The sequence below is a fragment of the Candidatus Glassbacteria bacterium genome (assembly GCA_019456185.1).
Classification (GTDB): Bacteria; Gemmatimonadota; Glassbacteria; order GWA2-58-10; family GWA2-58-10; genus JAJRTS01.
Genome location: VRUH01000015.1, coordinates 61,863 through 84,179, shown reverse-complemented (window position 1 = coordinate 84,179; position 22,317 = coordinate 61,863). Strand labels below are relative to the sequence as shown.

Annotated in this window: 15 protein-coding genes and 1 tRNA gene; 11 read left to right on the top strand and 5 right to left on the bottom strand. The window is 57.3% G+C overall.

What is annotated here, in order from left to right; translation table 11 throughout:
- A partial coding sequence (locus FVQ81_08000) for a DEAD/DEAH box helicase (GenBank protein MBW7996492.1) occupies positions 1–849 on the bottom strand: 849 nt, incomplete at its 3' end.
- A 135-nt stretch (positions 850–984) separates the two neighbouring features.
- Here FVQ81_08000 and FVQ81_07995 point away from each other — a divergent pair.
- The 6 genes from FVQ81_07995 (at position 985) to FVQ81_07970 (ending at position 7,774) form a co-directional block, all read left to right on the top strand.
- Complete coding sequence (locus tag FVQ81_07995; protein ID MBW7996491.1) at positions 985–2,382, top strand: hypothetical protein; 1,398 nt, start codon at positions 985–987, stop codon at positions 2,380–2,382.
- Between the two features lie 142 nt (positions 2,383–2,524).
- On the top strand, positions 2,525–3,871 hold the full coding sequence (locus FVQ81_07990; protein ID MBW7996490.1) for a DUF1015 domain-containing protein: 1,347 nt from the start codon (positions 2,525–2,527) through the stop codon (positions 3,869–3,871).
- 2 nt (positions 3,872–3,873) lie between these two features.
- Positions 3,874–5,451: a phosphoglycerate dehydrogenase gene (locus FVQ81_07985; GenBank protein ID MBW7996489.1), complete on the top strand. Its 1,578-nt coding sequence runs from the start codon at positions 3,874–3,876 to the stop codon at positions 5,449–5,451.
- 18 nt (positions 5,452–5,469) lie between these two features.
- Positions 5,470–6,234 (top strand): Nif3-like dinuclear metal center hexameric protein, encoded by a 765-nt coding sequence (locus tag FVQ81_07980; protein MBW7996488.1) that lies wholly within the window; start codon positions 5,470–5,472, stop codon positions 6,232–6,234.
- 118 nt (positions 6,235–6,352) lie between these two features.
- On the top strand, positions 6,353–7,639 hold the full coding sequence (locus FVQ81_07975; protein ID MBW7996487.1) for an adenylosuccinate synthase: 1,287 nt from the start codon (positions 6,353–6,355) through the stop codon (positions 7,637–7,639).
- Positions 7,640–7,698: 59 nt separating this feature from the next.
- Positions 7,699–7,774: transfer RNA gene (locus tag FVQ81_07970), tRNA-Lys, on the top strand.
- Between the two features lie 117 nt (positions 7,775–7,891).
- Here the strand turns inward: FVQ81_07970 and FVQ81_07965 are convergent.
- The 4 genes from FVQ81_07965 to FVQ81_07950 all read right to left on the bottom strand — a co-directional run bounded on the left by FVQ81_07965 (position 7,892) and on the right by FVQ81_07950 (position 14,435).
- A complete protein-coding gene (locus FVQ81_07965) occupies positions 7,892–8,134 on the bottom strand; it encodes a site-specific integrase (GenBank protein ID MBW7996486.1) in 243 nt (80 codons plus the stop codon).
- Between the two features lie 470 nt (positions 8,135–8,604).
- Positions 8,605–10,980, bottom strand: coding sequence for a DUF4962 domain-containing protein (locus tag FVQ81_07960; protein MBW7996485.1), 2,376 nt, complete (start codon positions 10,978–10,980; stop codon positions 8,605–8,607).
- A gap of 51 nt (positions 10,981–11,031) precedes the next feature.
- Complete coding sequence (locus FVQ81_07955) at positions 11,032–13,344, bottom strand: hypothetical protein (protein ID MBW7996484.1); 2,313 nt, start codon at positions 13,342–13,344, stop codon at positions 11,032–11,034.
- Between the two features lie 284 nt (positions 13,345–13,628).
- On the bottom strand, positions 13,629–14,435 hold the full coding sequence (locus FVQ81_07950) for a helix-turn-helix domain-containing protein (GenBank protein ID MBW7996483.1): 807 nt from the start codon (positions 14,433–14,435) through the stop codon (positions 13,629–13,631).
- 448 nt (positions 14,436–14,883) lie between these two features.
- Between FVQ81_07950 and FVQ81_07945 the strand changes: the two genes are divergently transcribed.
- The 5 genes from FVQ81_07945 (at position 14,884) to FVQ81_07925 (ending at position 22,272) form a co-directional block, all read left to right on the top strand.
- Positions 14,884–16,443 carry a hypothetical protein gene (locus FVQ81_07945; protein MBW7996482.1) on the top strand — a complete coding sequence of 520 codons (1,560 nt, stop codon included), beginning with the start codon at positions 14,884–14,886 and terminating at the stop codon, positions 16,441–16,443.
- 32 nt (positions 16,444–16,475) lie between these two features.
- Positions 16,476–17,714, top strand: a complete 1,239-nt coding sequence (locus FVQ81_07940) for a DegT/DnrJ/EryC1/StrS family aminotransferase (GenBank protein MBW7996481.1) — start codon at positions 16,476–16,478, stop codon at positions 17,712–17,714.
- Positions 17,715–17,785: 71 nt separating this feature from the next.
- Positions 17,786–19,210 (top strand): amidohydrolase family protein, encoded by a 1,425-nt coding sequence (locus FVQ81_07935; GenBank protein MBW7996480.1) that lies wholly within the window; start codon positions 17,786–17,788, stop codon positions 19,208–19,210.
- Between the two features lie 16 nt (positions 19,211–19,226).
- The gene (locus FVQ81_07930; GenBank protein MBW7996479.1) at positions 19,227–20,297 is read left to right on the top strand and encodes a hypothetical protein; all 1,071 of its coding nucleotides are present in this window, start codon (positions 19,227–19,229) and stop codon (positions 20,295–20,297) included.
- A 94-nt stretch (positions 20,298–20,391) separates the two neighbouring features.
- On the top strand, positions 20,392–22,272 hold the full coding sequence (locus tag FVQ81_07925) for a DUF4091 domain-containing protein (protein MBW7996478.1): 1,881 nt from the start codon (positions 20,392–20,394) through the stop codon (positions 22,270–22,272).
- The last annotated feature ends 45 nt before the right edge of the window (positions 22,273–22,317 follow it).

Here is a 22,317-nt window from a genome sequence, read left to right as displayed (position 1 = left end):
CGTGGCCGGCCTGACTTCACGGGGATTGATAAAGACGAAATGACGGGCCGCCGTGGGCGCTCCGCTGTGCTCCACCACGTGGAATTCTGTCCCGAACAGTTTAGCTGCGAACTCGCCGGGATTGCCCACGGTTGCGCTGGATGCGATAAACACGGGGTCCGAGCCGTAGTGGGCCGCCACCCGTCGCAGACGAGCCGCGACCGCGCTGAAATGGGCGCCGAAAATTCCCTTGTAGGTATGGAGTTCATCCACCACCACGTAGCGCAGTCCCCGGAAAAACTCCTCCCATTTCCGGTGGTGACCCAGGACACTCAGGTGCAGCATGTCGGGGTTGGTCAGGATGATATTCGGCGGATCGGCCAGGATTTTTTTGCGACGGTAGGCACTGGTGTCGCCGTCGTAGATCGCACTGCTTACCCCGGCATCCATAGCCCCGGTAAGCTCCTCGATTTTGCGCTGCTGGTCCTGCTCCAGGGCTTTTAAGGGAAACAGGTAAAGCGCGCGCGTGGCGGAATCGCGGATACACGCTTCCAGCACCGGCAGGTTGTAGATCAGGGTCTTGCCGCTGGCGGTGGGCGTGGAGACAACCACGTTCTCTCCGCAGCGGACCGCATCGACAGCCTCGGCCTGATGGCTGTAGAGCCGGGTGACGCCTGTCTGTTCCAGGGCGTGGGCCAGGATCTCAGGCAGAGGAGGGACCAGTTCCCCGTAGAGCGGGTCGGCGGCGGGTAGAAGCCGGTGGTGGACCAGCGATTCGCTGTAGCGGTCCTGCTGCTTCAGCCACTGCACCAGCGCGGTCACGCCGATATCCGCGGGCGGCTTTATCCTGTCTTTCTTTCCTCTGGACATTCCACTCCAACGGGGCTTAATTTTGATCTTACCCGACAAAACTAATATACAACCTCCAGGTTCCACGACGATTTTTTTCTCCGGTCAAGCCCCATGCCAACAAAAACCGACTCATTTACCCGCAGGTCACTGCTGTTGACCGCAGTCGCAATCGCCGCGGCCGTGCTTCCACGGCTGGGACTCGGCTGGGGAATGGACAGCGACGCCTGGCGCGTAGCGCAAACTTCGGCCAGACTTTGGCACGGCAGCGGATACCAGCCTTCGCGGCTCCCCGGCAACCCTGCATTCGAATTGATGACGGCTCCGGCTGCCGGCCTCGCCTGCCCGCTGGCGGCGAACATGCTCGTATTCGCCTTTTTCCTGGCGGCGGTCTGGGTGTTTCACAGGATCGCCGGGCCAACCAGAGCAGGAGCGCGCTGGAGCACGTTGTTCGCACTCACTCCCGCGCTGCTGCTCAATGCCGCCACGACAATGGACTACATTCCCGCGCTGGCCTGCCTGCTGCTGGCCTGCCTGCTGGCGTATTCGGGCAGGGCGGTAGCGGCCGGGTTCGTGCTGGGTATTGCCGGCGGATTCAGGATCTCCCACCTGTTGTTCTCCCTGCCCCTGCTCTATTACAATCACGGCCGCGGTATCAGTCCGTGGCGTAACCTGGCTGCATTCGCCGCCGCGTCTTTTACCGGCTTATTGTTTTATCTTCCGGTCTTTTCTTCCCGCGGCATGGACGCGCTCCTGATCGGTTCCAAGTTCCTTTCCGGACGCGAATACCTGCTGATAACAGGCTATAACGCCCTCGCGCTCCTGGGACCGTTGTCCGCTGTGACGATAATCGTAATCGCCGCGCTCGGCCTGCGCAATTTCGGCATGCTTATGCGCAGTACCGGCCGCGAATCAGGACTGCGCGCCAGGCTCGAGCTGGCCTCGGTTTGCTTGTTCACCGGCCTTTTCGTGCTCCACCCCGACGAGAGCGCGTATTTGCTTCCGGTCGTTCCGTTCCTCTACCTGTTGCTGGCCCGGTTTATCGGAACAAGGGCGTTGACCGTGCTGGCCCTGCTGATCGTATCCCACGGAGTAATTACGCTTGAGCTAAAAGGCGGTACAAGCGGCCGGCGCACCCTGGCGCCGCATCTGACTTACGGAGTCCTGGCGGACGACTGGCGGCAGCGTGTGGAGCTTAACCGCCTGCGTGATTCCCTTCCATCCTTGCCGGTGACTGAACCGGCGCTGGTCCTCACCGGCATGGGACCGCAGCTGAGTTTCGGCAACCCGCACCTTGCCCACGCCGGCAAAACCGCAATGTTCCCGTTGAGCGATGAGTCAGTGCCGCGTTTTTTCCGTCTGCCGGATCGTGAGGTCTACGTGGCTGGACATCTTGCGCCCGGGGAGGCGGAAATTCTCCGGCACGATGGTTTCAGCCTGTATTATTTTTCCACCCGGGCTCCGTCGGCCGCGATGCGACTCCACGGTTACCACCCCGCCGAGTTGGGAATGGCGCGAATAGCCACCGACAGGGATCACGCGTTCTGGAAATGAGCAGCCGCCGACCACCCGAGCGTAAAACTCTTTCGGCGATTCTTCTCTTTTATTATACTTCCAGCACGTCGTACAAACGCTTTTTCCGCAGGAATTTCGCAGATATCCATATCCCAGTACCCAACAGCGGGGCAAGTATCAGATGGCAGAAATATTTCCGTTTCGGGGAGTGAGTTTCGACCCGGCAAAGGCCGGTCCGTTCGACGAGCTCGTAACCCAGCCCTACGATAAAATCTCCACCAGCGACCGCGAACGATACCTGGCCCGGAGCCCGTACAGTATCGCCCGCCTGATCTGCTCGGCGCCCTCCGGAGCGGACCTCCGGCGGCATTTCGCCGGCGTGGCCGACTTATATAACCGGTGGCTGGACGACGGCGTCCTGGTGCGCAGCGACAAACCATGCATCTACCCGTATCACCAGACATACCGCGTGCCCGGCACCGGCGAACAGCGCACCCGCAGGGGGTTTGTCGGGCTGGGACGGCTGCACGACTATGCCGACGGGGTTGTCAGGCCTCACGAGAAAACCCACAGCGGCCCCAAGGCGGACCGCCTGGAACTGACCCGGGCCACCGGCAGCCAGTTCGGCCAGTTGTTCATGCTCTACCACGACCCGCAGGGCGAGGTCAACGGCGTGCTGGAACAGGCCACCGGCTCGGCTGAACCGGTGATCGAGGTCACCGAGGGCGATGGTACCGTGCATCGCATGTGGCGGATCGACAATCCGGAAGCGACCGCCGAGGTCCAGCGCCTGATGGCCGGCCGCAGCCTGTATATCGCCGACGGTCATCACCGCTACGAGACCGCGCTCGCCTATTGCCGCGAGATGGCGGCCAACGGCGTGCCGGTGACCGGCAACGAGGCTATCGACCGGGCGATGATGAGTTTTGTCAGCGCCCATGATCCGGGCCTGAGTGTCCTGCCCACCCACCGGGTCCTGTTCGGCCTGGAGGGCTTCTCGGTCGCCGGGCTGCTGGAAAAATTAGCAGCGGATTTCGAGATAAGCGATGCCGGAGAACCAAATGCAAAAAACCTGCTGGCCGCGCTGGATAATATATCCGGCGGCCGTAAGTTCCTGCTGGCGGCAAGGGGCCACGGCACCCTGGTGCGGCTGGCCCTGAAAAGCTCCTCCAACCCCGACAAGCTGATCCCGGGAGCCGGCAGCGGCCAGTGGAAGGGGCTTGACGTCAATCTCCTGCACAAACTTATTTTCGAGCACCGGCTGGGGATCAGCGCCGAGGACCTGGAGCACCAGCGCAATGTCGCCTACCTTCGCGACCCCGCCGAGGCGCTGGAGATGGTTACCGCTCCCGACGGAAAATATCAGGCCGTGTTCTTCCTCAACCCGACCGGCGTGGACGAGGTGGTGGCGGTGGCCGACAACGGGGAATTCATGCCGCAGAAATCAACCGACTTCTACCCCAAGATGCTCACCGGGATGGTGATCAATAAAATCAACCTGGACCAGCGGCGTTTCAGACAGGAGTAATCATGAAAGTACTGGTTGCAGACAAAGTATCCGCCGAGGGTCTGGAGATACTGGAGCAGGCCGATGGCGTGGAAGTGGAAGTCAAAACAGGGCTGAGCGAGGACGAGCTGGCAGCGGCGGTTGCCGGGGCCGACGGCCTGGTGATCCGCAGCGGAGCGAAAGTGACCCGCAAGGTGATCGAGGCGGCGGACAAGCTGCGCGTGATCGGCCGGGCCGGCGTGGGCGTCGACAATGTCGATCTGGACGCCGCCACCGAGAAGGGTATCGTGGTGATGAACACGCCCGACGGCAACACGATCGCCGCGGCCGAACACACGGTGGGCCTGATAGTTTCGCTGGCGCGCAATATCCCCCAGGCGGACAGGTCGCTGAAAGAGGGCCGCTGGGACCGCTCCCTGTATGTGGGCAGCGAACTGCAGGGCAAAACCCTGGGCGTGGTCGGACTGGGACGGATCGGTTCGCACGTGGCCCGGGTGGCCCAGTCGCTGCGGATGAAAGTGATCGCGTTCGACCCCTACTACCCCGCCGAACGGGCCGCGGAGAACGATATCGGGCTGGTGGAGCTGGATGCGCTGTTCGAGAATGCCGATATCATCACCCTGCACGTACCCGCCACCGAGGAGACCAAAGGGATGGTCAACGCCGCCCGGCTGGCTAAAATGAAAAATTCCGCGCTGCTGGTCAACTGCGCACGCGGGGCGCTGGTGGATGAGGCCGCGCTGCTGGATGCGCTGAAGGCTGGAAAGATCGCCGGGGCGGCGCTCGATGTCTACAGCAAGGAGCCGCCGGAATGCCGCGAGCTGGTGGAGCACGAACGCGTGGTGTCGACTCCCCACCTGGGAGCCTCAACCCGCGAGGCCCAGATCAACGTCGGCGTGCAGATCGCCCGCCAGATTATCGCCGCGCTCAAGGGCGGAGCCTGCGACAACGCGGTCAATCTGCCGCTCACCGACACCGGCGTTCTGGAGCGGTTCGGCCGCTTTATCGAGCTTACCGAGCGGATCGGCGTGTTCGCCGCGCAGTTCATCGACGGGGCGATCGAGAAGGTGACCCTGGCGCTGGCCGGCGAGTGCCGGGATGCGGCGGAGCCGCTCAAGCTGGCGGTGCTCAAGGGGATACTCACCCCGGCCACCGGCGGCAACGTCAATTTCGTCAACGCCCCCTATCTGGCCAGAAGCCGCGGGATCAAGGTCGAGAGCACGCTGACCGAGAGCGACGACTACACCAACCTGGTAATCGTCTCGGTCAAGACCCAGAAGGAATCGTGCCGGATGGACGGGACCGTGTTCGGCGAGGAACTGCCGCGGATAGTGCGGATCAACGAGTTCTTCATGGACGTCAACCCCCGCGGCCACCTGCTGGCGCTCAAGAACCAGGACGTGCCGGGTGTGATCGGCCAGGTGGGCGGCATCCTGGGCGATGCCGGGATTAATATCGGCGAGTACCGTCTGGGCCGCGAAGAGACCAACAAGAATACGCTCTCGCTGGTCAGCACCGACACGGCCGCCTCCGACGTGGTCGTGGAGAAACTGAGGAAAGTCAAGGGGATGCAGCTTGTCAAGCGGATGTATGTACCCTGAACGCCTGAGGCATGACCGATGACAATCGCACGCAAAGAGCTGGCGGCCCACCTGGACGAGGTCCTGGAAATCGACAACTGGGCCGGTATCGACAAGTCGCTCAACGGCCTGCAGGTCGAGGGCGACGAGCGGGTGGAGAATGTGACCCTGGCGGTCGACGGCTGCCGGGAAACGTTCGAACGCTGCGCCTCGATGGGTCGGAAATTCCTGATCGTCCACCACGGCCTGTTCTGGGGCCAGCCGCTGGCGATTACCGGCAGCCACTGCGAACGGGTAAAAACCCTGCTGGCTGCGGGGATCTCGCTCTACGCCGCCCACTTTCCGCTCGATTTCCATCCGCAACTCGGCCACAATGCCCGGATCGCGCGGCTGCTGGAACTGGAGGACAGGGGTGCGCTGGTGCTCGACTCGGGCCTGCCGGTCGGCACGCTGGCCGAGAATCCGCGGCCGGAGAGGCTGGAAAGTTTTGTCCGCCGCCTTGACGAAATCCTGGATACCGACTGCCACGTGCTGACGTTCGGGCCGGAAGAAGTCCGCCGGGTGGGGATTATCGCCGGGGACGGCAATAAATTACTGGACGAGCCGTTAAGCGAACGGATCGATACGTTCGTCACCGGCGAGCAGAACCATACCGTCTACCATTTCGCCCGCGAGTTCGGAGTCAACGTGGTTTTTGCCGGCCACTACGCCACCGAGGTGCCCGGCCTGCTCGCACTCGGAGACCACCTTCGGCAGAAATTCGAGCTGGACTGCAAGTTGATTCCAGCCCCCACGGGACTGTGAGAGTTCCCATCCGGCCGGAGTGCTTGACACTCAGCCGCAGCGCGGCTATCTTAACATTCTTGCAAAGGCGTATCCACGCTCAAGTTCCGCATCAACGTTCAAACTGCCCGGAGTTGTTGTGCCATCGCTTGTTGTTATCGGCTCCCAGTGGGGAGATGAGGGCAAGGGAAAAATTGTCGACTACCTGGCCAGCAAGGCCGATCTCGTGGCCCGGTTCCAGGGCGGCGCCAACGCCGGCCACACGGTGGTGGTCGAAGGGACCCAGTTTATCCTGCATCAGATTCCCAGCGGGATTATTTTCCCCCAGCCTGTCTGCGTTATCGGCAACGGCGTGGTGATCGACCCGGCCGGTTTCAGCGAGGAACGCCGCAGCCTGGAAGAGAGCGGTATTTCCACCGGCGGCCGGATCAAGATCAGTTCCAAGGCGCACCTTCTGCTGGATTACCACAAGGTACTCGACCGCGAGCGCGAGACGGCCAGGGGCAAGGGAAAAATCGGTACCACCGGCCGCGGGATCGGCCCGGCCTACGAAGACAAGATCAGCCGCTGCGGGATCCGAGTGATGGATTTCCACGACACCGCCAAGCTGCGCGCCAAGATTGAAGCAAACGTGGAATTGAAAAACAAGCTGCTCGGGGCGATCGGCAGCGACGAGCGGGTGGACGCCGCCGAGGTGACCGCCGGGTTGATTCAGCACCGCGACGAGTTTCTGGAGCTGGAGGCCGACGTTTCCCTGCTGATCCACGAACGACTGGCCGATGGCCAGAACCTCCTGTTGGAGGGTGCTCAGGGCCTGATGCTGGACGTGGACCACGGCACGTACCCGTATGTCACCTCCAGCAACACGAGTATTGGCGGAGCGCTGGCCGGGCTTGGTATCGGCCCGCGGATGATCGACCACGTGCTGGGAGTGGTGAAAGCCTACACTACCAGGGTGGGTAACGGCCCGATGCCGACCGAATTGACCGGCCCCGACGGCGAGCGTCTCCGCGAACTCGGCGCCGAGTACGGCGCCACCACCGGCAGGCCCCGTCGCTGCGGCTGGTTCGACGCCGTGGTTACCCGCTACAGCCAGCGGATCAACGGTCTGACAGGACTGGCGGTGACCAAGCTCGACGTGCTCGACTCGCTGGATGAGATCAGGATCTGCAACGCTTACCGTCACAACGGACAGATTTTGACCGAGTTCCCCCACGATCCCGACGTGCTGGAGAACTGCGAGCCGATTTATGAAACCATGCAGGGCTGGCAGAGCCCGACCGGTGATATCACCGAGTACGATGAACTCCCTGCCGAGGCGCGTGCATACCTCGAACGCATCGGCGAGATCATGAACTGTCCGATCAAGCTGGTGAGTGTGGGAGTACAGCGGGACCAGATTATCAACCGCGGGTACGGGTTCTGAGTGGTTACCCGCCCGGCGGTGAAAGTTGGATAGAATAAATATTAGCCACTGATTACCATGAGCCGTTAGCTCAGTTGGTAGAGCAGCTGCCTTTTAAGCAGCGGGTCACAGGTTCGATCCCTGTACGGCTCACCATATTTTGCAGGGGGTTACACGATTCTTTGTCACAACCGGCAGTTGCTCTGGAAGCCAACTGTGCCAAAACTGTGACAAATTAGCATTGAACTCCTTTGAATTAAGCCCTGGTAGATGCTATCTATCAGGGCTTTTGATTAGGCTCAGCCTTGCCCCGACAGCCTGCTTATCTACTGTGACATACTTCTCCGTTGTTATCCTGCTCCTGTGTCCAAGAGCAACCTGGACATCTTCGAGACTTGCGCCGGCATTGATCCACTGGCTTGCCCTGAAATGGCGGAAATCATGAAAACGGAGTTTTGACCCGTCCTCTGCCTTTAACCCGAGCCTGTGAATTTCCCTGTCAACGACCTTGTGGATCGATACGTAGGGTCTCCCGGTTCGTGGTGTACCCCTTCAGAACAAGTTGATGGAACTGGACGGATAATAAGGACTGACCTTACCCCCGTAAATGAGTCTTTTGAACATCGAATACTGACATTATACCTGGACCTAAAACAGGGGAGTAGGTCAGTATACTATCTCCCACCAACCTGAACTATTCTTAATTAATTTTGACGTTCAAAAATTGGCGGAGTGTAGTTGACTACTTTAAAACTTTTCTGCGGGATATGCCACGAGAATTGATTGAGCTGATTCGGGCGATGGCGGTTTGACTGCTCTACTATTCACTTCAAATATTTCCATCGAAAAAATGGTCACAAACCGTAGGGCAAGCAGTCACCAGCTGAGAAAGAAAATCAAACAGCAGGCAGACCGGATTTGTCTTTCTCTTATAACATTTGGAAACATTCACTCTCCTTAGGAACATTGCGCTGGCAGCATTTACTTTATTTCTCGTCAAGACTGAACGATCGCTTAAGCAGCGACCAGTTGATACTTCTTTTGGTGCCGTTTTTTATCCAGCGGATCTCAGTGGCATCCCCTTCCCGGCTGCTGGCCACTCCCTGTAATGGTTGGTCGGTACTGTGCCTCAGGTTGATCAGAGTGATCACTGTCAAACTTTCGCAGCTGAATTCAGGCTCCACTACCAGTCTCCTGGTGGTTTCATAATTGAACGGCTCGAGGTCGGCTCCAGCTGTCACATGTTCCTCCACATTCGGCTCAGCGCCTTCCGGTGCCAGAAAATAGTAATCGAGTGACACTCCGCCGGAATGCACTGAAATTCGTGCAGCCTCCATTTCAACCCTGGTGTCCGGCTCGAAATGCATCAGCCACCGCGCGCTCCTCGGCACGGCTATCTCTTCGCTGTAAGCGGCCATTTTTGTCAACCGCCAGTAATCTGTCATTCCAGAGCCACGGAATGATATCCGGCTGCCTTTTATCAGCTCGACAGGAGGAGTAACCGCAATCAGGTTATCGTCGATATTTTCGTTGTGGCTCTTCCAACTATGGATTTCCCTACCATCGACCAGTACTGAATAATCAGCCTGCTCCGGCGAGTTATCGAGATAGCAGGCGTAAATCCTGTATATTCCCCCGGCACCTTCGAAAATTGTATAAGCCTCTCCCTCATTGCCTGTAACCTGTCCGTACCGGTTATGAGTCATCCCCAGGCCGGTTTCAAGCTCGGGAGCGGGGAAATCGTAAACCATGCCCTTCCCGGAGAGTTCAATCTCGTCTGCAACCAGCAGGATATCCGGTTTTAAATACAACCAGTGTCGCAGGTATTTTTCGACTCCGAGCGCCGGGTGATAGGCTTTCGCCACATCACCAACCACATAATCCGTTTCGGGACTGAAGCTGGTGTGAACTATCTGCGGATAATGCCCGAATTCAAGTGCTTCGATCGAAGCGAAGCCTGGCATGTTTTCACCAAGCTGGCCCTTGCCTTTGAACAGCATCGCGTTATGATTCCCGGTCAGCTTGAACCCGGTGTAGAGAGCCCCGATCGCCAAGAATTTTCCGTGTGAAAAAATCTGGAAGGAACCCGCATCCGGCTCGGCGTGACCGGTACCCCAGTCGAACTCGGCGCCGGCCGAATGGGACTTACCCATGAACGGCCCGCACTTGATGCCGACCAGGGTTCCTGATGTATCGTCCCAAGCCGAACGCATCATCACCTGACCGACTTCCGGGAAATACGCCGATGTTGGAAAATCCAACGGTGGAGTCCCCTCCACGGACGGATCGTAATAGGTCAGCATCATCCAGCCCTGGCTTCCCAGTCCTTTTTCCCGTAATCCCACGGTCTCCCGGCCCATCCATTGGGCCCGGCCGTCACGGTACACCGATGCCAGGTAGAACAGGTGCTGAGCGGTGGAGGTCCAGCCGCGCTGCGGGCCATCACCGAACGTCATCGCCCAGGTACTTTGAGTGCGGTATGGCAGCAAACCGTGCAACAGGAAGTCGGCAAAATTCTGCATCCAGGGTGAACCGGTGTAGTCCTTGCTCAGCAGATCGGAGGCCATTGCAGAGTAATTCAGTACATACTCGGCTCCGTAGCCCGCATAGGCGTAGCCCTCGACCGAGGAACCGTCCTCGGGCAACACTTCAAGCAATTTGTCGAAAAACTCCTCGCAAACATTCATCCATTGCCCGGCCCGGTCGTCTTCACCCCAGAGCGCCGCGGCGGCGAAAGCCAACCCGCAGTAATTTGAGTGTGAATGGTTCTGGTAATACTGGTTGCGCCACCATATCCGGCCATTCACGATCGACTTGTACTGGGCCTGTGCCTCCCGGCCCAGGCATTCGGCCACCTGAGCCCGTTCGGCGGAAGTGAGCTTCGGATAAAGCCAGTCGTAGGACAGGCTGATCCCCATCAGGAAATGGCTGCCGATCAGGTAGATCAGTGAGCCCGGAGCCTCCCAGGTAGCCGGGTCGGTGAGACGAAGGAGATGGTCGCGGGCGACAGTGTACAGGCTGTCATCGCCGGTCATCACCCAGGCGAGCGCCAACTCCGTGGCCATGTCACCGAGCCGGCGTACGTCGTCCGGATCGTTCTTACTGCGGGCGGCGGCCACCATTGATGACAGGTCCTGCCGGTATCTTTCCCAGAGCCAGCTATGGGTTGTCATCAAGCCTGCCTTGAGTCTTTCAAGCCTGGTACCGGTCAACAGGAGCCTGGGATGAACACCGCTCAGTTTATCTATCGGCCGTTCGACCGAGGTAGCAGATTCCTTGTGCTGCGCTTGGTTGAACGGGTTACAGGAAAGGGCGCTGACAGACAGGGCTGCCGCCAGCAAAATCCAGGCTCCGGTTTTCATTCCAGCTCCGTTGCAAAAAGGTTAGCCTGCAGGATTGTTCAGGCCGGATACTCAAAGCCCCCAGCGCCAATCCTGCGAAAAGTCAACTATGTCCGGCACCGCCCGCGGGTCACCATCGCCGGGGCCATGGAACAGCCCTCCGCCGAAAGTCGTCAGGAAAATCATACCCGGTTTATGCAGGTCGGGAATTACCCTGTGGCCCCACTTGAAATCGTAGCCCCGGATCTTGTTCCAGCTTCTCCCGCCGTCGGCGCTGGTAAACGCCGCACTGTCAAATGTGTTGATATACACGCGCGACGGGTTTTCGGGCTCCAGGGCCACCGAGAATACGTGCGCATCCTCGCGGAAAACTCTCTGCCAGCTTTTACCGCTGTCTTCGGTACGCAGAAGGCCTCCGCCGGTCTCACGTCCGTTTTCCGTGCGAGGCCAGAGAGCCAGGAACATTCTTTCGGGCTTTGCAGGGTCAACGGCCAAAGCATTGGGAGCATTAACTCCCTGAGGCAGGGAGAGTGTTTGCCAGGATTCGCCGGCATCGTCGCTGGTGAAAACGCCACCGTCCACCAGTTGCCTGTTTTCCAGTCCGCGAGCTACCAGCAGGACCAACCGTCCGGTTGGCAGGAGGGCCAGTTGCCAGGCATTTTTGTTCGGCCCGGGAATCGCACCGCCTTTGCTCCAGTTCGCGCCTCCGTCGGTGGACTTGAACACACCCTTGCCGAACCCGCAGAGATAAAGCGTGCGCGACTCTAGCGGGCTGTTTTCATCGAGCACGATGTAGGTGGATGGGCAGTTTTCCGGCAAACCGGCATTGCTCACCCGCCAACTGCGGCCGCCGTCATCGGAGACAGCCGCACCGCCGGCATAGCGGTCGAAATTACCGCTGCGGAACATCTTGGGCCGCGGCAGGTCGTGGGCCCCGGACCAAACCGACCAGGCACGCCCTCTAACCTCGGGATCGAATACCGTCCAGTAGCAACCGTTGATCCAGGCATGCGGGATACCTTCGGTAGCGTGCACCCAGGACTCGCCCCCGTTGAAGCTCTGCAGGGCGCCGATATCGGTATAGTTGGCGAAAAGATGGTAGCTGTCGAACGGGTCGAATTGAACCCCGTAACAGACAGTTACGTCCAGGCCCCGGCTGACCCAACTACCGTCCGGCTGCCGGTCCGTATACACCTGCTCCCAGGTCTTACCGCCGTCGAGCGTACGATGGGTGCAGCCGAAATCACTGCCATAGGCGATATCCGGATTGGACGGGCTCACTCCGATTGAAAACGGGTTTTCTCCCCACTCCGGCCCGTATTCCTCCATCAGCCAGCCGCCGTCGTAGTTGCCGCTGATCATGTTGTCGAATTCCGCGCGGAACACCCAGCGCCAGCTTTCTCCGCTATCCGTACTCTTAAAAATGCCGAAATGATGATTGCCGCCCTGTGCTGGATTGTACCTGTTGCAGGAAAGGTAAACCACTTCAGGCTCTTTTTCGCAGACAGCGATAGTGGAAAACACGGGGGACTTTCCGGAGACTTCGGTATCGTCCAGCAAACCCTGCATAACTTTCCGCCAGCTTTGTCCCCTGTCATCGGAGCGGTAAACACCTTCCCCGGCGGGCAGGTAACCTGCATCCGGCGAGTCGCTGGTCATCAGGTAAAGCACGCTGCCCTCTGGCCCCACACCCGCGTCGGCATGAGCGGCTCTGGTATCAGGCAGCTGATATTCTGTAACCTCGCCGGTGGATTCTTTTATCCACGCAACGCACTTGTCGGTGACCACAGTAAGTTCATCCGGCCTGCCGTCCCAGGTTCCCGGGATGATTGCGAGTACTGTTGAACCCGGCACCCTGGCCAGCTCGCGCCAGTTTTCGCCCCGGTCAGATGTAACCAGCACAGGCGCACCGGTTTTCCTGGTCCGCTTCCCGTCGGCCGGCGTGCTCTCATAGGGTGGAGTAAGTCCCATGTATATGTGGCTGCCGTCAGACGGGTCTACCCGGACTTTAACTATTTCCCCCCGCATTTCTCCTTCCCGGGTCACGAAAAACTGCTCGGCGTGGTCGCCCACCATCCTCTCGGCTACGATAGAGGCAGGGTCGGGGTAAATCAGCTTCCAGCTCGCGCCACAGTCTTCAGAACGGTAAAGGCCGGTGTTGGAAGCATAGATCACTTTGGGGTCCGAGGGGTCGAACTCGAAATCCCTGACGACCGTGCGCAGGTGGAACATGCGCCACGACTTCCCTCCGTCGTGGGTCACATACGCCCCGGTCATGTCGCAGCGCAGGAAGACGTTATCGGGGTCGGCGGGATTGACTGTCGGCAGGAACATGGCCCCGCCGCCGCCGGGACCCAGCCGCTGCCAGGTTCTATCCGTCGGCACGGCATTCAACTGCCGCGTTTCATCGGCGGGCGTGAATGAGCAAGCCGTTATACCGAGCAAAAGCAAGAAGAAAAGCAAAGTCGCCGGCTGGAATGAATTCTTTTCACGTTGTCTCGACGCTATTATCATCTGAATGATCTCCTCAGGGTGCCTGCCGCCAATGAATCTGATTGGAGTGGAAAGTCTGAAAGCCGTTCGCCGTTTCAGGCAGTCAAATTCTTCCTGAGTTCACTGGGTGTCTTCCCGGTAATCCTGCGAAAAGTCCGGGACTAGTAATTCCCGTCCTAAAAACCGGACTTGAGAGCCACTGAAGTAACAGTTTCCTCCTGGTTTTGCAGCATCTCACAGGCTTTCTGCACTCTCAGCCGGATTAAATAATCCACCGGCGTGGTACGGTAAGTATCCTTGAACACCCGGACAAAATTGGGCACTGACATGCAGGCAATTGCGGCAAGGTCGCGCAGAGCAAGCTTCCGGCTGAAATTTTCCTCCATGAAGGCTACGCATTCGGCCAAGGGCAGAATTCTGGCCGCCTTACCAGATTTCTGCTGTGAATACTGCCGGGAAAGATAAATGATCAATTGCACCAGGAGGGCCTTGATTGCCGGTTTGTGCCCGGATTTTTTCTCCTCGAACTCCCGTTTCATTTCTCCCACCAGCCTGGATACGAATGCCAACTGCTTGCTGTCGAGATTGAGCCGGCTCTGAAAGCGGTGATGTTTGCGGTAGAACGGCTCGAGGGAGAACAGAGCATGGTAGCCGGGGATCTGCTCCAGTTCCTTATACCCGGTCAGAAAAGCAGAACCGTACATGATATTGCACAGGTAAAGGTTTCTGGCGTCCCGGTAACCGTGCTCCAGATTGTCGGTGATTACAAATACTGCGCCTGTGCCCACCGGATACTCTTCCGTTCGGGTGTGATGAACTACCGACCCACCCATGACAATCGCCAACTCGGTGAAAGCGTGGGCATGAAGCTGGCAAGAGGGGGATTTCATCATAGCCCTCTCGATATAAAAATCGAACTCGGGATCGTAGTGGACGTATTCCGGGATTGAAGGGAAGTCCTTGAAGGTGACGGTTTGTGCCATAATAATATTATGCTAATTATTTGAGCAAATTGTGCATGTATATTTTAATAATCTCTTGTAAAATCATTAATTACAGTTCATTTTATTATAAACATATCAGCCGGGCAATGAAAAAGTGGCCCTGGTATGGAGCTTTTTCGCACGGAACTGATAACCGCCGTGCTCAAACCGGAAATGTACAAGGCTCCTTACGTCTGGGCTGATTTAGCTGAGATACCCGACTGGCTGAAGCGGAAACTTTCCGACGAATTAAAGAGGCAGGCCCCGCTGGAAAACAAGGAGATTTTTAATGAAACTGGCCTCGAGCATCGATCTCGTGGTAATAGGCGTTTACCTGCTCCTGATGGTGGCTGTCGGGATAGTGATGTCGTTTTTCAACAAGAGCGACTCCGACTTCTTTAAGAGCAGCAACAAGATGCCCTAGTGGCTGGCCGGCATTTCGTTCTTCATGACCAGTTTCAGCGTCTACACGTTCACAGGGGCAGCCGGGCTGGCGTACCGCGCGCCGAGTGTAGCCTTCCTGATGTACCTCAGTAATGCTGTTGCCGTAGTGTTCGCGTTCTGGTTCCTGGCCGCCCGCTGGAGGCGCTCGCGAGCCAGTACCGCGATGTCGTACCTTACAGAGCGCTACGGCCTCTCGACCAACCAGTTCTACAGTTGGACTCACCTGGGGATGGCTATCGTGCAGGGCGGGGTGATGCTGCTGGCCCTGGGCAAATTCATGTCCGTGGCGATCGGCACCGACCTGAACACCACCATTATCGTCTGCGGCGCGGTAATTTCGCTGTACTGCATTATCGGTGGTCTATGGGGTGTGGTCGTCACAGATACACTTCAGTTCGTGGTGCTGTTTCCCTGTGCGCTGTTGGCTCTGTTCCTGGGATTCGAAGAGCTCGGTGACGTGTCGCGGTTGGTCAGCGATGCTCCGGCCGGGTTCTGGAGCGTCGATACACAGGAGTTCGGCTGGCTGTTCCTGGCCGCTAACGCGGTAATGATGTTTTTCGCGATGTCGAGCGGCGCGGCCGCGCAGAGGTATTTCTCCGTGAAAGACGAGAAAGAGGCGCGCAAGGTGGCCTTTGTCACGATGATCCTGCTGTTTATCGCGCCGGCAATCTGGCTCTTCCCGCCCATTTTCACCCGGATTCTCGGTCTGGACCTGGGTGGTGCGATACCGGAGGGAATGAACGCACCCCATGAAGCCGCCTATGTTGTGTTTTGCATGAATTTCTTTCCCACGGGCGCGATGGGCATCCTGCTGGCGGCCATGCTCTCGGCCACGATGAGCACCCTGAGTTCCAATTTCAACCTATATGCGGCAGTGATTACCGACGACATCATCAAGCAGGTGTTCTGGAAAGACGCCAGCCCGCGAGCCCTGTTGCTGATCGGCCGGATAGTGACCCTCCTGCTCGGAGTGCTGGTGATTGCCGCGGCGATCGCCCAGGCCCAGGTGAAAGGCGGGGTGTTCAGGCTGATGCTTACCATCGGAGGGGTGCTGATTGTCCCGGCGGGGATTCCGATCATATTCGGCCTTATATATCGCCGCACTCCTGCCTGGGCAGGCCTGGCCTCCTACGGCACGGGTTTGACGATCGGCATCCTGTATTTGCTGCTGGGAAAAGACATCTCGTTCACCCAGCAGATTTTCGGGGTCGGATCGGTCAGCGCGGCCATCTATTTCCTGCCGGGGATTTTTATCAAGGCAAAGGGAGCGTACAAGATAAAGCTGGAAGCATTCTTCACCAAGCTGGCCACGCCTGTTTCGGCCAGTGAAGTGGGAGACAGTGAGGCTACCGATACCGGAAGCTTTTTGATCACCGGCTGGAGCGCCGTCTTCATGGGTTCGGCGGCCTCCTTGCTCTGTTTTCTCGATATTTCGTTCAAAGGCCGGATGATCAATCTCAGCCTGACCCTGATGATGGTCTTCATCGGAGTCGCGTTGCTGGTAGCGTGCAGGATCGTGACCAGAAAGAGAAATGCCGTTCGTGGGCCAACTATCAGTTCATAATTCGCTTTTATTCACCAATAAGGGAGTTGGGCATGGCGAAACTGGCACTTGCCGGGGGCAAGCCGCTGTCTAAAACAGGCTATCAAATCAAGTGGCCGGTTGTCACCGAAGCCGATGTGAAGGCGGTGGAACGGGTGGCCAGAACTGGCGAGTGGTGGCGTTATGACGGCAGGGAAGTCGAAAAGTTCGAAAAGGAGTTCGGTAAGTACCACGACGCCGGTAACGTGCTGGGCGTTTCCAACGGTACGGTGGCTATCGAAATAGCTCTGCGCGCCTGCGGTATCGAGCCGGGTGACGAGGTGATAGTGCCGGCGGTAACGTTTATCGCTTCCGCCTCTGCGGTGCTGATGGCCCGGGCGGTCCCCGTGTTTGCCGATATAGTCGAGGACACCTGCCAGATCGACCCGGCGGATGTCAAGAAAAAACTGACTCCGCGGACAAAAGCGATTGTGGTGGTCCACTACGCCGGTTACCCGGTGGACATGGATGCGATTATGGTAATCGCCCGCAAGCATAAGTTGAGAGTGGTCGAGGACTGCGCCCATGCCCAGGGCTCCGAGTGGCACGGGCGCAAGGTGGGCGCAATCGGCGATATCGGCACGTTCAGCTTTCAGCAGTCCAAGTCCCTGACCTGCGGGGAAGGTGGGGCTGTTATCACTGATTCCGCGGAGCTCTACAACAACGCTTACGCCTATCACCATATCGGCCGGACCCTGAACAGCGAGAAATACCAGCATACCATCGTCGGCCCCAACTACAGGATCACCGAGTTCCAGGGCGCTATACTCAGAACCCAGCTCCGCAAGCTGCAGGCACAGACACTGAAGAGGATGGAAAACGCCGCCAGGCTGACCGCAGCCCTGGCCGATATCCCCGGGCTGGAGCCGCTGAAAAAAGACTCCCGGATCACCCAGCGGGGATACTATTTCCACGTGCTGAGTTTTGACTCACAGAAATTCGGGCTGAGCCGCGATACTTTTCTGGACGCGATGGCCGCCGAGGGAGCGCCGCTGGGAGTGGGCTACGGAGCGCCGGTTTACCAGTTGCCGGTTTTCCGCGAGATGAGTTTCGGGCGCTCCGGTTGCCCGCTCACCTGCGGCCATTACAAAGGGAAGATGAACTACGCCGAAGTGACGTGTCCCGTGGCCGAGAAAGTCAGCCGGAACAGGCACGTTACGGTGCAGAACGACATCCTGCTTACGGAAAGAAACATCGACCTGATTGCCCGGGCAGTGATAAAAGTATCCGAAAACCGTGCAGAACTGACCTGAGAACGCACTCAGATGGTATCCGAGCATCTAAGCCGTGCCTGTCTGAATTATACAAGGCCGAAGAGGATATTATGGCTTTATTCCGAAAAAGTACGCTGCGAACCCTGCTTTTTCTTACAATACCGTTCTTTCAGCAAACCGCACTTGGGGCAACTATGGAAGAAAACATGAATCTGGCAGAAACCTCCGCCGTCTACCAGCGAATAAAGTCCGCCGTGGACTCCATCCGCCTGATCGACACCCACGAGCACCAGATTACCGAGCAACTGCGCCTGAACCACCACGCCGACCTGTTTTTCTGGCTCGTCCAGCCCTGGGGGTTCACTCAGAATACGGATTCGGACATGATGGCGGCCGGGCTTAGCGAAGCGGACCGTTTGTTTATCGCGGACCCGAAAAACAGCGACGTTGAGCGGTGGGCCAAGCTGTCCCCTTACTGGGAGGCTGCGAAATATACTTCATACTCGATTCCTGTGAGGATCGCGGCCCGGGACATTCATGGCATCAGCGATATCGACAATGACAACTGGTGGGAGTTGAATCGGAAAATAAAAGAGGCCGACAAGCCTGGCATACGCAACAAGATCCTTCACGAGCTTGCCGGAATCGACCTGCTGATCCTGGACAAAATCGTGTGGGTGGATTCGAGCCTGAACAATGGTCCTCCGCCGCGCACGGTGATGGTCAAGCGGTTTGATGACTTTACGCTCGAGGACAATTTTGTGCAGCCGTCCCCGAAGGATATCAGGGCCATCGCGGATAAATATGGCGTGGAGATCAGGACACTGGACGACTTTCTGGAAGCTCTCGACCTGGCATTTCAGAGCATAAAGGAAAAGGGTTACTACGTGGGGCTTAAATCCGCGATGGCTTACGACCGGGAAATTCTATTTCGTGATACTCCGCGACGGGATGCTGAAGAGATTTTTTCCGAGCTGATCGAGCACTCTCTGGAGCACCCGCAGAGAAGGCCTTTCGAGGATTTCATGATGCACCAGGTTGTCAGGCGCGCTGGAGAACACGGGCTGCCGATACAGTTTCACACCGGCGCCCAACTGGGGCCGGGCAATAAGATAACCAATGCAAAACCGACTCTTCTGCTGAACCTGATCCAGAAATATCCGCAGACGAAATTCGTAATCTTTCACGGCGGGTTTCCTTACATGGGCGAACTGACCGCTATCCTGAAGAATTACGCCAACGTTTATCTCGACATGTGCCAGATGCCTGTGTTTTCGATGAGTGTTACCAGGGAATGGCTGCACAAATGGTTGGAAACAGTCCCGGTGACCAAAATCAACCTTTTTGGAGGAGACAGCATGTTCCTCGAAGGCAGTTACGGCCACAGTGTAATCGCCCGCCGGGTTGCGGCAGAGGTGCTGACCGAAAAAGTAGAGGAAGGTTACCTTTCCACAAATGAAGCCATTCATATTTCAAGGCGTATCCTGAGAGAAAACGCGATTGAATTGTATGAACTAGAGCGCTTTCTGCGGTAAAAAGGACCAATCCAACATGGCAATAATACTGGGCCACAGAGAGCGTCTTCTGCGTTCACTTGAAAACCGGGAGGTAGACCGACCTCCATGTTTCTTCCGAGCAGAAGAACCGGTCAGGGCAAGACTCGAGAAAGAGTTGAGCTTGTCTGGAGAACCGGGATTGATCGGGCATTTCGATGCCGATGCACTCCATCTTAAGCTGCCTGTCCGCATGGATTACTTAAAAAAATCCACGGAAAACGGGACGTTTTACGACATTTTCGGTAATAAGCTACTCAGATTTCAACACGACTCAAGATGGACTGATACAGTGGTCGAACCGGTGTTGAAGGGTTTGGAACGGCCAGAGGAAATCGATAGAATCAAATGGCCGGACAGCGGAATGATCGACCTCCATTTGGCTGTAAAACAGGCACGACAGGCAAGGGAAACAGGGTTGGCAGTCTACGGAGGAGCTTGGGCCAGTATTTTTACACATACCAAGGCCATGGTGGGTGAAGAGGATTTCCTGGCAGGCCTCGCGACCGATCCAGAACTGATAGCCTGCTTGGTGGAGAGAGTTACTAAATGCTATCTGGAAATTAACGAGGTGTACTTCTCGCGCTGCGCCGCGGATTTAGATGTTTTTTATTTCGGCTCGGATTTCGGCACCCAGAACTCGATGTTTGTCAGCAGGGAGATGTTCAGGGAAATTTTCATGCCCTCGATTGCAAGTATTTGCGAGCAGGCCCGGAATTCAGGCCTGATAGTGATGTACCATTCCTGTGGCTCAATATCAGGTATTATCAGTGACCTCATTGACTGTGGAGTAGATATTCTGGACCCGGTACAGGCCAGTGCGGAAGGGATGGATCCGCAGCGTCTGAAAAAAATGTTCGGCGGAAAAATCGGTTTTCATGGGGGTATCAGTACGCAGACATTGATGCCCTCAGCCACTCCGGAGGAAGTGGAACAAGTGGTCAGTCACACAATCGGTTCCCTGGGGCCCCTTGGTTACATCATCGCTCCGGATCAGGACTTGATGGAGGATGTGCCGACAGCCAATATCGAAGCAATCTACCGGGCTGTGGCAAATTACCGGTTCTGAACGGCCGGAAAGAGCCAGCCGCTTGTGCTCCACTTTAAATGATACAATCCCGTGGCGGAAAAATTATTCTGAATCTAATATAAAGTATTAATGAATGATCAATCAGCCGGGAGTGAAAATGCCAACCTCGAAGTGCAAAGCATTTGCTGCATTTTTCGTATTTAGCATCTGTTTGGTTGCTGTATGGCCGGCCTCTCTTTTTCCCGCCGTGGTAGATGCTTGGATCTTGGGAGACGGCGAGAAAGTGTTCCGCTACGATACGGAGCACGTTTCCAGAAAATCCAACAGCATCTGGGACGGCAAAACTGTCCGGCTGCGCGGGTTATATAACGAAGTGCTGGCCTTCCAGGTGATTGCTGTGGCCGACAGCGAGGGTGCGAAGGCGGTTGAAATCACGGTGAGCGCTCCGGTGCAGCGGGAATCCGGGATGGCCATCGGCGCCTCCTTCCCCCGCCTCTACGGGCCGGGAGGTTCGATAGAAGTGTTCAGCCAGCACTTCATCCATGTCAAGACTGCCACTCTACCCAGTTGGCTATATAAGGAGCAGGCCGCTCCGGTAAAAATGACAGGCTGGATCCCCGATGCGCTTATTCCGGCCGATGCCAAGCCCGGCACCGGCGGTTTCCCGCTCGATATCCCACCGACCGCCAGAAGCGTTTCCAGGCGTTGGAACGATATAGAACTGACGGAAAGAACCCCTTATCAAAACCAGGGTTTCTGGGTGGATCTTCACTTGCCACGCGACAGAGCTTTCCCGCCAGGTGTTTATCGTGGCAAAATCGATGTGTGGGAAAACGGGCGGATTATCAAATCGATACCCTACCGGGTGGAGCTGCTGCCCGTTTACCTGCCTGATGAAAACCATTCCACGGTCTGGATGTTCACCGAGGATGTGGAGGAGTATTTCCCCGGCCTTAGTTCCGAGCAGGTGGAAAAGATGATCAAGTTCGAGTGCCACCGGCACCGGATCGACGCAATCGGCGGGTTCCCGGCCCACCGCTCGGCGTTTAATTCCGCCATGATGGAAGAGTACAAGCCTTATCTCGATGGCAGCGCATTCACCCCGGCCGAGGGCTACCGCGGTCCCGGAGAGAGAATAGGAGAGAAGCTGTTTCCGGTCGGGATGTACAGCTCGATAACCAACTCGGCTTTCGCGAACGAAGCCCTGGCTCGCCAGGAAAGCGACAAGTGGGTCAACTGGTTCGAAATCAATGCCCTGGATGTCGATTATTTCTGGTACATTATCGACGAGCCGGGAGAGGTTCAGTTTCCCTGGATAAAAGAGAGGGCGGCTTGGGTGCACAACAATCCGGGACCGGGAAACAGGATGCCCGTATTCACAACCAGGCGTTACATGCCCGAGCTTACCGATGCCATCGATATATGGTGCGGAAGTCACAGTGTTGATGTCGAAAAATTATCTGATCTGAAAAAGCAGGGCAAACAGCACTGGTTTTACAACGGCGGTCGTCCGAACTGGGGTTCCACGGTATTGGATATGGAAGCGGTTGACCTGAGAATGATCGGCTGGGCCAAGTTTATTTACGGAATGAACACATGGTTTTACTGGCACGGGACCCAGTGGCGGCACAATTTCCAGTTTATCAAATCCAGACTACACCAGCGGATATTCAGCTATCCAGTCACTTTTTCATCCAGCGGCAAAGATCGGGCCAACGGCGAGGGTGTAATGTTCTATCCGGGGCGGATGCCGTTCTACCCGGAGGAAGATCGCGGTCTGAACCGCCTGCTGCCATCGATCAGACTGAACAACATCAGGCGGGGACAACAGGATTACGAGATCATGTGGCTGGCCGCGCAGAAAGTGGGACACGAAAAAATAGCCAGGATGGCCAGAAAGGCCGTGCCTGCGGCGTTCAGCGACGTGGACCAGGATGGCCCTACGCCCTGGTCTCAGAATGGCGACGATTACGATCGTGTAAGGGAGCAGTTCCTAGATCTGCTGCTTAAGTGAGCGCTTGCTGGATTGCCGGGGCATACGAGACTATTTTAAAAATTT

What these genes read in the sequence shown, in the direction of transcription:
- FVQ81_07990 (MBW7996490.1), top strand. Translation starts at nt 2,525, where the DNA reads ATGGCAGAAATATTTCCGTTTCGGGGAGTGAGTTTCGACCCGGCAAAG.
- FVQ81_07985 (MBW7996489.1), top strand. Translation starts at nt 3,874, where the DNA reads ATGAAAGTACTGGTTGCAGACAAAGTATCCGCCGAGGGTCTGGAGATA.
- FVQ81_07980 (MBW7996488.1), top strand. Translation starts at nt 5,470, where the DNA reads ATGACAATCGCACGCAAAGAGCTGGCGGCCCACCTGGACGAGGTCCTG.
- FVQ81_07960 (MBW7996485.1), bottom strand. Translation starts at nt 10,980, where the DNA reads ATGAAAACCGGAGCCTGGATTTTGCTGGCGGCAGCCCTGTCTGTCAGC.
- FVQ81_07950 (MBW7996483.1), bottom strand. Translation starts at nt 14,435, where the DNA reads ATGGCACAAACCGTCACCTTCAAGGACTTCCCTTCAATCCCGGAATAC.
- FVQ81_07945 (MBW7996482.1), top strand. Translation starts at nt 14,884, where the DNA reads ATGACCAGTTTCAGCGTCTACACGTTCACAGGGGCAGCCGGGCTGGCG.
- FVQ81_07940 (MBW7996481.1), top strand. Translation starts at nt 16,476, where the DNA reads ATGGCGAAACTGGCACTTGCCGGGGGCAAGCCGCTGTCTAAAACAGGC.
- FVQ81_07935 (MBW7996480.1), top strand. Translation starts at nt 17,786, where the DNA reads ATGGCTTTATTCCGAAAAAGTACGCTGCGAACCCTGCTTTTTCTTACA.
- FVQ81_07930 (MBW7996479.1), top strand. Translation starts at nt 19,227, where the DNA reads ATGGCAATAATACTGGGCCACAGAGAGCGTCTTCTGCGTTCACTTGAA.
- FVQ81_07925 (MBW7996478.1), top strand. Translation starts at nt 20,392, where the DNA reads ATGATCAATCAGCCGGGAGTGAAAATGCCAACCTCGAAGTGCAAAGCA.